15 protein-coding genes are annotated in these 12,783 nt (G+C 72.3%); 7 read left to right on the top strand and 8 right to left on the bottom strand.

The features are described 5' to 3' along the window. Positions 1-43 precede the first annotated feature (43 nt). The 3 genes from EIZ62_RS20230 to EIZ62_RS20240 are packed head-to-tail and all read right to left on the bottom strand — an operon-like array spanning position 44 to position 3,031. The gene (locus EIZ62_RS20230; RefSeq protein ID WP_244375836.1) at positions 44-1,267 is read right to left on the bottom strand and encodes a glycosyltransferase family 87 protein; all 1,224 of its coding nucleotides are present in this window, start codon (positions 1,265-1,267) and stop codon (positions 44-46) included. 26 nt (positions 1,268-1,293) lie between these two features. Next, positions 1,294-2,097: an ABC transporter ATP-binding protein gene (locus tag EIZ62_RS20235; RefSeq protein WP_156694053.1), complete on the bottom strand. Its 804-nt coding sequence runs from the start codon at positions 2,095-2,097 to the stop codon at positions 1,294-1,296. Beyond that, positions 2,090-3,031: an ABC transporter permease gene (locus tag EIZ62_RS20240; RefSeq protein ID WP_156694054.1), complete on the bottom strand. Its 942-nt coding sequence runs from the start codon at positions 3,029-3,031 to the stop codon at positions 2,090-2,092. The genes EIZ62_RS20235 and EIZ62_RS20240 overlap by 8 nt, the downstream gene beginning before the upstream one ends. Positions 3,032-3,145: 114 nt before the next feature. On the opposite strand from EIZ62_RS20240, the gene EIZ62_RS20245 reads away from it, so the two are divergent. Further along, positions 3,146-3,745, top strand: coding sequence for a TetR/AcrR family transcriptional regulator (locus tag EIZ62_RS20245; RefSeq protein WP_156694055.1), 600 nt, complete (start codon positions 3,146-3,148; stop codon positions 3,743-3,745). Positions 3,746-3,837: 92 nt separating this feature from the next. Further along, on the top strand, positions 3,838-4,485 hold the full coding sequence (locus tag EIZ62_RS20250) for a dTDP-4-dehydrorhamnose 3,5-epimerase family protein (RefSeq protein ID WP_156694056.1): 648 nt from the start codon (positions 3,838-3,840) through the stop codon (positions 4,483-4,485). Positions 4,486-4,584: 99 nt separating this feature from the next. Here the strand turns inward: EIZ62_RS20250 and EIZ62_RS20255 are convergent, their stop codons facing one another. Next, on the bottom strand, positions 4,585-4,755 hold the full coding sequence (locus EIZ62_RS20255; protein ID WP_156694057.1) for a hydrophobic protein: 171 nt from the start codon (positions 4,753-4,755) through the stop codon (positions 4,585-4,587). Between the two features lie 155 nt (positions 4,756-4,910). Here EIZ62_RS20255 and EIZ62_RS20260 point away from each other — a divergent pair, with 155 nt between their 5' ends. Then, positions 4,911-5,084: a CsbD family protein gene (locus EIZ62_RS20260; protein ID WP_156694058.1), complete on the top strand. Its 174-nt coding sequence runs from the start codon at positions 4,911-4,913 to the stop codon at positions 5,082-5,084. Positions 5,085-5,147: 63 nt separating this feature from the next. On the opposite strand, the gene EIZ62_RS20265 is transcribed toward EIZ62_RS20260, so the two are convergent. Further along, the gene (locus EIZ62_RS20265) at positions 5,148-5,561 is read right to left on the bottom strand and encodes an ATP-binding protein (RefSeq protein ID WP_167536401.1); all 414 of its coding nucleotides are present in this window, start codon (positions 5,559-5,561) and stop codon (positions 5,148-5,150) included. A 151-nt stretch (positions 5,562-5,712) separates the two neighbouring features. On the opposite strand from EIZ62_RS20265, the gene EIZ62_RS20270 reads away from it, so the two are divergent. Beyond that, positions 5,713-6,312 carry a hypothetical protein gene (locus EIZ62_RS20270; protein ID WP_156694059.1) on the top strand — a complete coding sequence of 200 codons (600 nt, stop codon included), beginning with the start codon at positions 5,713-5,715 and terminating at the stop codon, positions 6,310-6,312. Positions 6,313-6,343: 31 nt separating this feature from the next. Here EIZ62_RS20270 and rfbD read toward each other — a convergent pair whose 3' ends face one another. The 3 genes from rfbD to EIZ62_RS20285 are packed head-to-tail and all read right to left on the bottom strand — an operon-like array spanning position 6,344 to position 9,266. Beyond that, positions 6,344-7,213: a dTDP-4-dehydrorhamnose reductase gene (gene rfbD / locus EIZ62_RS20275; RefSeq protein ID WP_156696510.1), complete on the bottom strand. Its 870-nt coding sequence runs from the start codon at positions 7,211-7,213 to the stop codon at positions 6,344-6,346. Beyond that, positions 7,210-8,199: a dTDP-glucose 4,6-dehydratase gene (rfbB, locus tag EIZ62_RS20280; protein ID WP_156694060.1), complete on the bottom strand. Its 990-nt coding sequence runs from the start codon at positions 8,197-8,199 to the stop codon at positions 7,210-7,212. Before rfbB ends, rfbD begins: the two co-directional genes overlap by 4 nt. Next, positions 8,196-9,266, bottom strand: coding sequence for a glucose-1-phosphate thymidylyltransferase (locus tag EIZ62_RS20285; RefSeq protein WP_156694061.1), 1,071 nt, complete (start codon positions 9,264-9,266; stop codon positions 8,196-8,198). Before EIZ62_RS20285 ends, rfbB begins: the two co-directional genes overlap by 4 nt. Positions 9,267-9,533: 267 nt before the next feature. Between EIZ62_RS20285 and EIZ62_RS20290 the strand changes: the two genes are divergently transcribed. Genes EIZ62_RS20290 through EIZ62_RS20300 form a run of 3 tightly spaced genes read left to right on the top strand, consistent with a single transcriptional unit; the run spans position 9,534 to position 12,766 of the window. Next, positions 9,534-10,778, top strand: coding sequence for a glycosyltransferase family 39 protein (locus tag EIZ62_RS20290; RefSeq protein WP_156696511.1), 1,245 nt, complete (start codon positions 9,534-9,536; stop codon positions 10,776-10,778). Between the two features lie 34 nt (positions 10,779-10,812). Beyond that, on the top strand, positions 10,813-12,381 hold the full coding sequence (locus tag EIZ62_RS20295) for a bifunctional glycosyltransferase/class I SAM-dependent methyltransferase (RefSeq protein ID WP_244375838.1): 1,569 nt from the start codon (positions 10,813-10,815) through the stop codon (positions 12,379-12,381). 10 nt (positions 12,382-12,391) lie between these two features. Continuing rightward, complete coding sequence (locus EIZ62_RS20300) at positions 12,392-12,766, top strand: DMT family transporter (RefSeq protein WP_244375840.1); 375 nt, start codon at positions 12,392-12,394, stop codon at positions 12,764-12,766. Positions 12,767-12,783 lie beyond the last annotated feature (17 nt).

Raw genomic sequence — 12,783 nt, forward strand, 5'->3', positions numbered from 1 at the left:
GTGCCCCTTCTCGCGTTCGCGCGTCTCACAGGCCCTTGACGTCTCACAGGCCCTTGAGCGAGGGCGGGCCCGGTACGGTCTCCGCCCACAGCCGCCGGCACGACAGCAGCGCGGCGGCGACCAGCAGCCCGTTGCGCAGCGCGACCACGGCGCACCCGAGCGGGGTGACGTTGATGACGTCGTCGTAGAGGATCGGGTAGGCGAGCGCGCTGAGCGCCGCCGCGGGGAGCATCAGCAGGGCGACCGCCCGCTGGCCGGTGTCCCGGCAGGTCAGGCAGACCGCGCCGAGGCCCAGGAGCCAGACCATGTACTGGGGGCTGATCACCCGGCTGGTCACCGTGAACAGCAGCACCGCGGTGAAGGCGGCGTCCACCGGGGTGGCCGCGCTCCACTGCCAGGACCGCACCCGCCACAGCAGCAGCCAGCAGAAGGCGAGCCCGGTGAGCAGCAGCGCGAAGTGGGCGGCGCTGGAGGCGTACGGCCCGGTCAGCTCGAAGGCGCCGTACCGGTAGCGGACCTCACCGGGCCACCATCCGGCCAGCTTCGCCAGCGAGAGCGCGGTGCCGCCCACGGACTCGATCTGGACGCCCCGGCTACCCTGCTGGCGGGCGAAGTCCAGGGTGTGGGAGAACGCCAGGGTCAGTACGGCGAGCAGCACGCCCGCCGCGACGAGGGCCGCCGTCCACGCCCGGCGGGTGAGGTGCCCGCGGGGCGTGCCGATCAGGGTGAGCAGCGGCCACACCTTGATCATGGCGCCGAGCCCGGCGAGCGTGCCGCCGAGCCGGGCGTGCCCGCCGCGCAGGGCCAGCAGGCCGAGCACGGCGACGGCGGTGACCTGGACGTCGTACCGCGCCAGGGGCAGGTGCAGCAGCAGCGGCAGGCCGGCCACCCACAGCCAGGCGCCGCTGCTGCCCGCGCGGGCGAGGGCGAAGGTGACGACGGCGTCGGCGACCAGGGTCAGGACGACGAACGCCTGGTAGTACGTCAGCTCCGGCAGCTGGCCCGGGGCCAGGAAGACCAGCCCGGCACCGGGCGGGTACTGCCAGGTGACGTCGTCGGGCGGGAAGGTGCCGTGCGCGAGCTGGTGGTACCAGTGCCGGTACAGCAGGTAGACCTCGCGGCCGATCCCGCCGATCCCGAGGGTGTCGCGCCACAGGAGCAGGAGCATCCCGGCGCGCGTGACGGCCCATACGGCGGTCAGCGGCAGGGCGGCTGACCGGTCCGTGAAGATGGGCGTGCGGCGTGCGCTGATCCTGGAGATGGTCATCGCTGGGAACTTTAGCCCGATATGACCTATTTCTTCCTGGTGTGTGCCTCATATGCGTCAACGACCTCCCCCGCGGGGCCGTCCATCAGCAGCCGTCCGGCCTCCAGCCAGAGCGCCCGGTCGCAGGTCTCCCGGATCGCCCCGTTGCTGTGGCTGACGAGGAAGACCGTCCCGGCCTGTTCCCGCAGCCGGGCGATCCGCTCCTGGCTGCGGCGCTGGAACCTCGCGTCGCCGGTGGCCAGCGCCTCGTCGATCAGCAGGACGTCGTGGGACTTGGCGGCGGCGATGGAGAACCGCAGCCGGGCGCCCATGCCGGAGGAGTACGTCCGCATCGGCAGCGAGATGAAGTCGCCCTTCTCGTTGATCCCCGAGAAGTCGACGATGTCCTGGTAGCGCTCCTGGATCTGCTCGCGCGACATCCCCATCGCGAGCCCGCCCAGGATGACGTTGCGCTCACCGGTCAGGTCACCCATCAGGGCGGCGTTCACCCCCAGGAGGGATGGCTGGCCATGGGTGTAGATCCGGCCCTCGCTGGGCGGCAGCAGGCCCGCGACCGCCTTCAGCAGGGTGGACTTGCCCGAGCCGTTGGAGCCGATCAGCCCGATCGCCTCACCCTTGTACGCGGCGAAGCTGACGCCCTTGACGGCATGGACCGTCCGGGTGCCCGGCGGCGCCGCGCGCGGACCGGACCGCGTACGGGACAGGATCCGGCCGAGGGCGGCCGTCGCGCCGCCCCTGCCGGCCTTCCAGGCGCCCTGGACGGTGTAGGTGATGTGCACGCCGTCGGCGACGACGGTCGGGATCCGCTCCACGGCGATCGTCTCAGCCACGGCCGTACGTCTCCTCTGCCTTCCAGAACCAGATGAACCCGCCCACCGCGGCGACCAGCGCCCAGCCCGCCGCCACGGCCCAGACGTGCGGAGGCAACTGGGCGGAGGTGAAGCTGTCGATGAGCGCGAAGCGCACGAGGTCGATGTAGACGGCGGCCGGGTTGCACTCCAGGGCCAGCAGCAGCGCGTGCGGCAGGTGGTTCTTCGCCAGGACGTGCTCGACGCTCCACATCACCCCCGACACGTACATCCACGTGCGCAGCACGAACGGCATCAGCTGCGCGATGTCCGGCGTGCGGGCGGCGAGCCGCGCCAGCACCAGGGACACGCCCGTGTTGAACAGGAACTGGAGGAACAGGGCCGGGACGGCCAGCAGCCAGGACCAGCCCGGTGCGACGCCGAAGCAGAACAGGATGATCACCAGGGCGCACAGCGAGAAGGCCAGCTGCTGGAGCTGTTGCAGCGCGAGCGAGACCGGCAGGCTGGCGCGGGGGAAGTGCAGGGCCCGTACGAGCCCGATGTTGCCGCTGATCGCGCGCGTCCCCGCGGTGATTGAACTCGCGGTGAAGGTCCAGATGAACACGCCCGTGACCAGGAACGGCACGAAGTCGGGCACGCCCTCCCGGGTGTTCATCAGCACGCCGAAGATGAAGTAGTAGACCGCCGCGTTCAGCAGCGGGGTCATCACCTGCCACAGCTGACCGAGCCGCGCCTGGCTGTACTGGGCGGTCAGGCGGGCGGTCGCGAACGCGGTGATGAAGTGCCGCCGCGACCAGAGCTGCCGGGTGTACTCCGGGAGGGAGGGCCGGGCTCCGCTGACGGACAGCCCGTGCCGGAGGGCGAGCGCGCGCAGGTCCTCGGTGTCCGGCGGCGGGGGTGCGAGTGTCGGCGTACTCACCAGGGCGGTGCTCACCAGGGCGGTCTCCCTCGGCATGGAACGGGTAAGCGACGGAACGGGACCGTTTCGTCGCTACGGGGAGAGTAGGACGGTCGTACGTCGGAACGCAACCGTCCCGTCGTCACGTGAGGGTGGCGCTATGATCCGGGCATGAGCACACCGCCGTCCCGCCGGCAGCCCGCCGGAGCCGCCGTACTCCGGGAGGACGTCACCGAGGCGATCCGCGCCGCCGTCTTCGAGGAGCTGGCCGCGGTCGGCTTCGCCCGCATGTCCATCGAGGGCATCGCCCGGCGCGCGGGCGTCGGCAAGACCGCCGTCTACCGGCGCTGGAAGTCCAAGCTGTCGCTCGTCCTCGACCTGCTGACGGCGTTCGCCGCCCAGGGCCTGCCCGCCCCCGCGACCGGCTCCCTGTACGGGGACGTCCGCGCCCTGCTGGAGGTCGCCGCGCACGCCCTGCGCCACCCGGTCGCCTCCCAGGTCATCCCGGACCTCCTCGTCGAGGCGGCCCGCCACCCCGAGATCGCCGACGCCATCAAGGCGGCCCTGCTCGACGGCCAGCAGGGCGTGGCCGCGCTCGTCGTCCGTGACGCGGTCGCCCGTGGCGAACTGCCCGCGGGCGCCGACCCCGACCGGGCCCTGGACCTGATCGTCGGACCGCTCTACTGGCGCCTGGTCGTGGTCCGCACACCCCTGCCCGAGGGCTACCTCGACGACCTGGCCTCCGCCGCGGTCGCCGCGCTCAAGGCCTGACGGCCCGCCGTCACCCGGTCGGCGGCGCCCGGGGTGACGCGCGGCGGGCGGGGCGGTTGAGTCCACCGACACGAAAGGACGGTGGGACTCCGTTGCGCGCACTGAGCATCGAAGGCGCCTGGGTCATGGAGCCGCGGGTCTTCCGGGACGAACGCGGCAGCTTCCACGAATGGTTCAGGGCGCCCGAACTCCACGAGGCGGCGGGTTACGGGCTCGGGCTCGCCCAGGCGAACTGCTCGGTCTCCGCCCGGGGCACCCTCCGGGGCGTCCACTTCGCCGACGTACCGCCGGGCCAGGCCAAGTACGTCACCTGCGTCCGCGGCGCCGTCCTCGACGTGGTCGTCGACCTGCGCACCGGCTCGCCCACCTACCGGGCCTGGGAGGCCGTCCCGCTCGACGACCGGGAGCACCGGGCGGTCCACCTCGCCGAGGGGCTCGGCCACGCGTTCATGGCGCTCACCGACGACGCCACCGTCGTCTACCTCTGCTCCCGCGGCTACGCCCCCGCCCGCGAGCACGGCGTCCACCCGCTCGACCCGGACCTCGCCATCGGCTGGCCGGCCGGACTCACCCCCGTGCTCTCCGAGAAGGACGCCGCCGCGCCCACGCTCGCCGAGGCCGAGCGCACGGGCCTGCTGCCGTCCTTCGAGGCGTGCGCCCGCTGGTACGCCGAGCTGCGCGACCGGGCGGCGGTGGACGGCGCCGGGGTCCCGCCGCGTGTCCCGGCCACCCGGCGCTGACCGGCGCCGGACCGCGCGCGAAACCACGGATGCCGGGTACCGCCTCGGGTGAGGCGGTACCCGGCATCCGTGGTGACGGGGTGTCAGTGTCCGTAGGTACTACCAGCGGTACCAGCGGCCACGGCTGCCTCCATGACCGGCCGGGCGGACCAGGAAGCCGACCAGCCAGACGACCAGCACGATGGCCGCGATCCACCAGAGCGCCTTGAGGGCGAAACCTGCACCGAAAAGGATGACGGCGAGAAGAAGGACGAGAAGAAGCGGGACCATGTTTATCAACCTCCGAGCCCGCTTGTGCCCGGCCTAAAGAAGATCACACAATCGGAAACGGAATTTTCTTCCGGGAATTTCATGGGTTTGGCGGGCGGAGGCGCGGCAACAAGCCCCATCAATCCCGTAGTCGATTGTGTGGGAGTGTGATTCCGATGGCGGCCGACGAGAAGGCCCAGGCCAAGACCGAGCAGACCAAGGGCAAGGTCAAGGAGACCCTCGGGCGTGCCCTCGGCAACGAGCGGATGGAAGCCGAAGGACGCGCCGAGCAGTCCAAGGGAGACCTGCGGCAGGCGAAGGAGAACACGAAGGACGCCTTCCGCCACTGAAACACCCTGATACACGGTTCTCTTCGGACGGCCCGCCCCTCCACGGGGCGGGCCGTCCGCGCGTCAGCCGGTGACCACGGGGGTGAAGCACGCGGTGATCGTCTTGCCGTGGGCCTGGGCGTGGGCGTGCCAGTGGTCCGACACCGCGTCGACGAGGGCGAGCCCCCGGCCGCCCGGCGAGGTGGCGTCGGGCGTGCGCGGCGCGGGCACCCCGCTGCCGTCCTCGTCGTGGACGCTCACGTGCAGGCACCGGCTGTCCCAGGTCAGGACGAGCTGGGCGGAACTGTGCGCGTGGACGTGGGCGTTGGTGATCAGCTCCGAGACCGTGAGCAGGACGTCGTCCACGGTCTCGGGGGCGTCCTCCGTCCACCCCAGTGACCGCAGGTGGTCGCGCGCCCAGCGCCGCCCCTCCCGTACGCCCCCCGACACGGGGAAGCTCCGGGCCCAGCCCACGGCCCTCATCGACGAGTCGGTCATCGTGTCTCCTCCTTCGTCCGGGACGGGACCTGCCATCCGCGTGTACCCCCGGGACCCGCCCGGCAAGTCACGGAAACCGGCTGCCATGGCCGGCCGGTTCCGGGGCACACGTGGCCAAGTCAACCGGCGGCGGGCAAAGGGGAGTTGTGTCATGAGACGTCTCAACGCGTGGCTCGGTGAACACCTGTGGGCGACGATCCTCCTCTCGGTGGTCGCCGCCACGGTGGTGATCACGCTGTTCAGTCCCGGCCGCCCCTGGTGGGAGGTGCTCCTGCGGGTCGCCGGGATCTCCGCCGCCGGCGCGGGCGTCGTCTACGCACGGCGGCGCAAGGAGAAGCGGGTGACCGGCGGCTCGGACCGGACGGTCGTGACGCTGGAGGAGAAGCTGCGGCGCGGCGAGGTGCCCGAGGACGCCGACGAGCGGCAGGCGATGGCGCGGCTGGTGGCACACCGGCAGCACGCCACCCGGCACGGGAAGTGGGCCCTCGCCGGCATGTTCGTGCTGCTCGGCCTGGTCGCGGTGGGCGTCGCCGTCACGGCCGACCCGCCGGTGGCCGTCGGCTACGCCGTCTTCTCGGCGGTGTTCCTCGGGTGGCTCACCTGGAACGCCGTACGGCAGAAGCGGCGGCTGCGGCGCATGGCCGAGGCGGTGCCGGACCCGGCGGGCGCGGACCCGGACGCCGGGCCCGCCGGTGCTCGCCCGAGGACGCGGCCGGTGACCCGGACGACCGCACGGGAGCGGCTGTCCTGACGGCGAGACGATCGCGCGGTGAGCGCGGTGGTCAGCCGGGCGCCCCGGGGGCGGCCCGCAGCGTGGGGAGCGCCTCCGTCAGGGCCTCCCGCCAGTCGCGCGGGGGCGGCAAATCCGCCTCCCGCCAGCGGGCGTGGCCCAGCACGCTGTACGGCGGGCGCGGCGCCGGGCGCGGGTGGGCGGCGCTCGTGACCGGGCGGACGCGGCCGGGGTCGGCGCCCAGGAGGCGGAACGTCTCCCGCGCGAGGTCGTACCAGGTGCCGTCCCCGCCGCTCGTCGCGTGGTAGACGCCCGGCGGCGCGCCCACGAGCCGGACGAGCCGGGCGGCCACGTCGGCGCTCCAGGTCGGCTGGCCGCGCTGGTCGTCGACCACGTCCACCGTGTCGCGGGACGCCTCCAGCCGGGTCATCGTCCGCACGAAGTTGCCGCCGCCCGCCCCGTACAGCCAGGCCGTCCGCACCACGTACCCGCGCTCGGGGAGGACCTCCAGGACCGCCCGTTCACCGGCCAGCTTGGTGCGCCCGTAGGCGGTGCGCGGGCGGGGCACCGCGCCCTCGGCGTACGGCACGCGCGCGTGGCCGTCGAAGACGTAGTCGCTGGAGACGTGCACCAGGGCCGCGCCCAGCCCGGCGCACTCCTCGGCGAGGTGCCGTACGGCCGTTCCGTTGACCGCCAGGGCGTCCGGCTCGCGCGACTCGGCGTCGTCCACCGCCGTCCAGGCGGCGCAGTTGACGACGGTGGCGGGGCGCAGCGCCCGCAGCGCGGCCCGGACCGCGTCCCGGTCGGTGATGTCCAGGTCGCGCCGGGGCAGCCCCACCGCGTCGTCGCCCAGGCGGGCCAGCACGTCCCGCGCGAGCATCCCGCCGGCGCCGGTGACGAGCCACCCGGGCCGGCCGTTCACAGCGCCGCCCGGGCCGCCAGGGGCTGCCACCAGGAACGGTGCTCCGCGTACCAGGCGACCGTCTCGGCCAGCCCGGTCGCGAAGTCACGGCCCGGCCGGTAGCCCAGCTCGTCGCGGATCTTCGTCCAGTCCACCGAGTAGCGCCGGTCGTGGCCCTTGCGGTCCTCGACGTGGTCCACCCGCGACCAGTCCGCGCCGCAGGCGTCGAGCAGCGCGGCGGTCAGCTCCCGGTTGGACAGCTCCGTACCGCCGCCGACGTGGTAGACCTCGCCGGCCCGGCCCCGGGTGCGCACCAGCTCCACGGCCCGCACGTGGTCGTCGACGTGCAGCCAGTCCCGGACGTGCGAGCCGTCCCCGTACAGCGGCACCCGGCCGCCGTCCAGGAGCCGGGTGATGAACAGCGGGACGACCTTCTCGGGGAACTGGTGGTGGCCGTAGTTGTTGGAGCAGCGCGTCACCCGCACGTCCAGGCCGTGCGTGCGGTGGTGGGCCAGGGCGATCAGGTCGGCGGACGCCTTGCTGGCGGCGTAGGGGGAGTTGGGCCGCAGCGGCTGCTCCTCGGTCCACGAGCCCGTGTCGATCGACCCGTACACCTCGTCCGTGGAGATCTGGACGACGCGGGAGACGCCGTTGCGCACGGCCGCCTCCAGCAGCGTCTGCGTACCGAGCACATTGGTGCGGACGAAGGCGTCGGCGGCGAGGATCGAGCGGTCGACGTGCGACTCGGCGGCGAAGTGGACGATCTGGTCGTGCTCGGAGACCAGCTTGTCGACCAGGGCGGGGTCGCAGACGTCGCCGTGGACGAACGCGAAGCCGGGGTGGTCGCGTACGGCGTCCAGGTTGGCGGGGTTGCCCGCGTAGGTGAGCTTGTCGAGGACGGTGACCTGCGTGTGGCCGGGGCCGTCGGGGCCCAGCAGCATGCGGACGTAGGCCGAGCCGATGAAGCCGGCTCCGCCGGTCACCAGGACACGGGAGGCGGTGTTCATGCCGAGATCTGCACCTTGCTGTGATCGCCGAGCACCAGGCGGTGGGCGGCCGGGATGGGCGGGGCGGGGGTGATCTGGACATTACGGCCGATCAGGGACGCCTCGACGCGCCCCACGCCGTGCAGGGACGAGCCGCTGAGCACGATGGAGTACTCGATCTCGCTGTCCGTGACGCGGCAGTCCTCCGCGATGGAGGTGGACGGGCCGATGTAGGAGTTCTCCACCACCGTGCCCGCGCCGATGATGACCGGCCCGACGATCCGCGAGCCGCGCACGGTCGCGCCGCCGCCGATGCGGACGCGGCCGATGATCTCGGTGGCGGCGTCCACCGTCCCCTCGTTGCGCGGGGTGAGCAGCTCCAGGACGGACCGGTTCACCTCCAGCATGTCCGCCACGTTGCCGGTGTCCTTCCAGTAGCCGGACACGACGGTCGAGGTGACCGGGCGCCGGTCGTCGATCAGCCACTGGAGGGCGTCCGTGATCTCCAGCTCGCCGCGCGCGGACGGCTCGATGGAGCGCACCGCCTCGTGCACGGCGGGCGTGAACAGGTAGACCCCGACGAGCGCGAGGTCGCTGCGGGGGTTGCCGGGCTTCTCCTCCAGCCGGGCCACCCGCCCGTCGACGTCGAGCTCGGCGACGCCGAAGGCGCGCGGGTCGGGGACCTTGGTGAGCAGGATGCTCGCGGCGGGGCGGGTGGCGCGGAATTCCTCCACCAGGTCGGTGATGCCGCCGACGATGAAATTGTCCCCGAGGTACATGACGAAATCGTCGTCGCCGAGGAACTCCCGCGCGATCAGCACGGCGTGGGCGAGCCCGAGCGGGGCGTGCTGGGGGATGTAGGTGACGACGAGCCCGAACCGCGTTCCGTCGCCGACCGCCGCCCGGATCTCGTCGGCGGTGTCGGGGGCGACGATGATGCCGACGTCGCGGATTCCGGCGGCGGCGATCGATTCGAGCCCGTAGAAGAGCACCGGTTTGTTGGCGACGGGCACGAGCTGTTTGGCGGACGTGTGCGTAATCGGGCGCAGCCGGGTGCCGGCGCCCCCGGAGAGTACGAGTGCTTTCACTTCAGTGGCCTGCCTGTCTGCCTCGGCTGACGGGGACAAGGTGCTGACGGGGACAAGGTGCAGGTTGTGAACGAGAGTTGAGCGCCACGAATTACGTGTATTCATGGGCCATACGTGTGATTCGGTGAATTCGCCCCTGTGCCGTCGCACCCACTCCACGCCCACCTGGCACCCCTGTGGCGGAACTCGGCCACGGCGTAAGTGTGTTAATCGGTGCTTCGCTTGGTGTGGTCGGTATTGCTACGTTCCATCACCATGAACGTCCGAATGTCGTCTCTGTCCTGGGACGTACGGAAAGCCCGGATCGTCGTCACCGTCGTCGCGGCCATCGCGTTCGTGTCCAAGATGGCGCTCGCGGCGAACACGCGCGGACCCGCCGACGTGCGGTTCTTCTGGGGCTTCGCACGAGCCATCGCCCGGACGGACCCGATCCGCATCTACGCCGAGCCGCTGCCGTGGTTGCCGGTCTACAACCACCCGCCGCTGGCCAGCTGGATGCTGCTGGGGATGGAGTGGCTCGCGCAGCAAGGGGTGCCGTGGCGGCCCCTGATCCGCTTCCCGGCGTGTCTCGCCGACTTCGTCACCGTCCTGCTGGTGTTCGCCCTCGTGCGCAGGCGGGCGGCCCGGCTGCGCACGGCGATGCTGTGCGCCGTCGGCGCCGCGCTGTGCCCGGTGCTCGTCGCCACCTCCGGCTACCACGGCAACACCGACTCGGTCGCCGTGATGTTCGCGTTCGCCGCCGCCTACCTGCTCGTCGACCGGGGCAGGCCGCTGGCGGCCGGGCTCGCCGCGGCCCTGTGCGTCAGCGTCAAGCTCATCCCGGTCGTCGCCGTGCCGCTGCTGTTCGCCGCCGCCTGGCGCAGCGGGAACCGGACCGCCCTGCTGCGCTTCACGGCCGGGTTCTCGGCGCTGTTCCTCACCGTGTGGGGGCCGGTCGTCGCGACCGTGCCGGGCGGACTGAAGGCGAACGTCCTGGAGTACGCGGGCGGCAACTTCAGCTTCTGGGGCATCGTCCGCTTCGCCCGCTGGGCCGGCGTGCCCGAGCCGTACGTCCAGCTGCTGCGCGGCGACGGCCACTTCCTGATCGTCGCCGCGATCATGGCCGTCGGCGTGTGGCTCGCCTGGCGGCGCCCGGCCGACACACCGCAGGCCGTCGCCACCGTGCTCGCGCTGCTGCTGTTGCTGAGCACCGCGTCGGGCGTCCAGTACCTGGCGTGGCCCGCGGCCGGACTGTTCGTCATCGGCCTGTGGCAGGGCACGGCGTACGCGGTCGTCGTCGGCTCCGTCGCCACCTCGGTCTACTCCGGGCAGCGCCCGGTGCACTGGACGGACACCGAGATGGCGTTCGGCGCCCTGGGCTGGGCCGTCCTCGCCCTGTGCGTCGCCTCCGCCCTCCGCGCGGCCCTCGCCCGGGGACGCGGGCGGGCCCCCGGCGCCGCGCTGCCGCCCGCCCGCCGGGCCCCCGTCCCCGCCACCGCCCCGGTCGCGGGGACGCCCGCCGCCGACGACTGACCCGCCCCGAACCCCCGCGAGAGTGGAGAAGCCCGTGACGGAAGGCCAGAGCAGCAGCCGAGACGAGAGCGGCGGCGGCCGGGACGGCATCCCCAGGATCGGGATCCTGGTGGTGGCGTACAACGCGGAAGCGACGCTGGAGAAGACCCTCGACCGGATCCCCGCCGGCTTCCGGCCGAGGATCGCGGAGATCCTCATCCTCGACGACGCCAGCCACGACGCGACGTTCACCGCCGGCTGCCGCTGGTCCCAGCTCGCCGGGATGCCGCCGACCGTCGTCATGCGGCACACCAAGAACCTCGGCTACGGCGGCAACCAGAAGGCCGGGTACGCGCTCGCCGCCGAGCGCGGCCTCGACATCGTCGTCCTGCTGCACGGCGACGGGCAGTACGCGCCCGAACTGCTGCCCCAGATGGTCGAGCCCCTCGTGCGCGGCGAGTGCGAAGCGGTGTTCGGATCGCGCATGATGCGGCCCCGGGACGCCCTGCGCGGCGGCATGCCCCTCTACAAGTGGCTCGGCAACCGCGTCCTGACCCGCCTGGAGAACAGGCTCCTCGGATCGGACCTCACCGAGTTCCACTCCGGCTACCGGGCCTACAGCGTCGACGCCCTGCGCCGCCTGCCCATCGAGCGCAACACCGACGCCTTCGACTTCGACACCCAGATCATCGTGCAGATGGCCGACGCGGGCATGCGCATCCACGAGATCCCCATCCCCACCTACTACGGCGACGAGATCTGCTACGTCAACGGCATGCGGTACGCCAAGGACGTCGTCAAGGACGTCCTCGAGTACCGGCTGGCCAAGAAGGGCTTCGGCACCTGCGGCTGGATCCCCAAGCCCGTCGAGTACCCCTTCAAGGAGGGCGACGGCTCCTCCCACGCCGTCATCCTCGAACGGATGCGCCACCTGCCGCCCGGCCGCGTCCTCGACGTCGGCTGCTCCGGCGGGGCGTTCGCCGAACGCCTGGAGGCCCTCGGGCACACCGTCACCGGCGTCGACTGCGTCGAGATCGAGGGCGTGACGCACAGGTGCTCCGGCGGGTTCTTCCTCGCCGACCTCGAGGAAGGGCTCCCGGAGGGCATCGGCGAAGGGTACGACTACGTCGTCGCCGGCGACGTCATCGAACACCTCTCCCGCCCCGAACGCCTCCTCGCCGAGCTGCGCGGCGCCCTGCGCCCCGACGGGCACGTCCTGCTGTCCGTGCCGAACTTCGGCCACTGGTACTCCCGGCTGCGCGTCGCGCTCGGCGTCTTCGACTACGACCGGCGCGGCATCCTCGACGAGACGCACCTGCGGTTCTTCAGCCGCGCCAGCCTCCGCCGCACCGTGCGCGCCGCCGGGTACGACGTGCTGTCCATCGGCGCCACCGGGGCGCCCTTCTGGTCCGTGCTCGGCGGCGGCCCGCTGTCCCGGGCCCTCGGCGGCGTCTCGAAGCTGCTGACCCGCCTGCGGCCCACCCTCTTCGGCTACCAGTACGTCGCACTGCTCACCCCGCACGCGGCGCGGACGATCATCGCTGGGGAGCACATCGATGTCCAGGACATCCTCAACCGTCAGTTCGTCCCCGTGGACTCCTCCACCGACCGTGTCGGCGTGTGAGAGGCGGACGTTGACCCTGCCCAGCCTGGCGCTGCTGCTGTTCGCGGTGTTCTCCTCGGCGGCCGGCCAGATCATGCTCAAGCACGGCATGGCGGCCGCCGCCACCACCGCCGGGAAGGCCGGCGGCTCGCTCGCCGTGCGCGCCGCGACCACCCCCTGGGTGGTGCTGGGGCTGCTGGTCTTCGCGATCTCCGCCGTCGCCTGGATGACCACCCTCGCCCGGGTCCCGCTGTCCATCGCGTACCCCTTCAACGCCCTCGGCTATCTGCTGATCGTGCTCGCCGGCTCCACGCTGCTGCACGAGCGGACCTCGGTGTGGACCTGGGCCGGCTCGCTGCTGGTGGTCGCCGGCCTCGTGACGGTCTTCCTCGGCCAACGGAACTGATCCACCTTCGGAAGGAC

The organism is Streptomyces ficellus (assembly GCF_009739905.1).
Lineage (GTDB): Bacteria > Actinomycetota > Actinomycetes > Streptomycetales > Streptomycetaceae > Streptomyces > Streptomyces ficellus_A.

What these genes read in the sequence shown, in the direction of transcription:
- EIZ62_RS20230 (WP_244375836.1), bottom strand. Translation starts at nt 1,267, where the DNA reads ATGACCATCTCCAGGATCAGCGCACGCCGCACGCCCATCTTCACGGAC.
- EIZ62_RS20240 (WP_156694054.1), bottom strand. Translation starts at nt 3,031, where the DNA reads ATGCCGAGGGAGACCGCCCTGGTGAGCACCGCCCTGGTGAGTACGCCG.
- EIZ62_RS20245 (WP_156694055.1), top strand. Translation starts at nt 3,146, where the DNA reads ATGAGCACACCGCCGTCCCGCCGGCAGCCCGCCGGAGCCGCCGTACTC.
- EIZ62_RS20255 (WP_156694057.1), bottom strand. Translation starts at nt 4,755, where the DNA reads ATGGTCCCGCTTCTTCTCGTCCTTCTTCTCGCCGTCATCCTTTTCGGT.
- EIZ62_RS20260 (WP_156694058.1), top strand. Translation starts at nt 4,911, where the DNA reads ATGGCGGCCGACGAGAAGGCCCAGGCCAAGACCGAGCAGACCAAGGGC.
- EIZ62_RS20265 (WP_167536401.1), bottom strand. Translation starts at nt 5,561, where the DNA reads ATGACCGACTCGTCGATGAGGGCCGTGGGCTGGGCCCGGAGCTTCCCC.
- EIZ62_RS20270 (WP_156694059.1), top strand. Translation starts at nt 5,713, where the DNA reads ATGAGACGTCTCAACGCGTGGCTCGGTGAACACCTGTGGGCGACGATC.
- rfbB (WP_156694060.1), bottom strand. Translation starts at nt 8,199, where the DNA reads ATGAACACCGCCTCCCGTGTCCTGGTGACCGGCGGAGCCGGCTTCATC.
- EIZ62_RS20290 (WP_156696511.1), top strand. Translation starts at nt 9,534, where the DNA reads ATGTCGTCTCTGTCCTGGGACGTACGGAAAGCCCGGATCGTCGTCACC.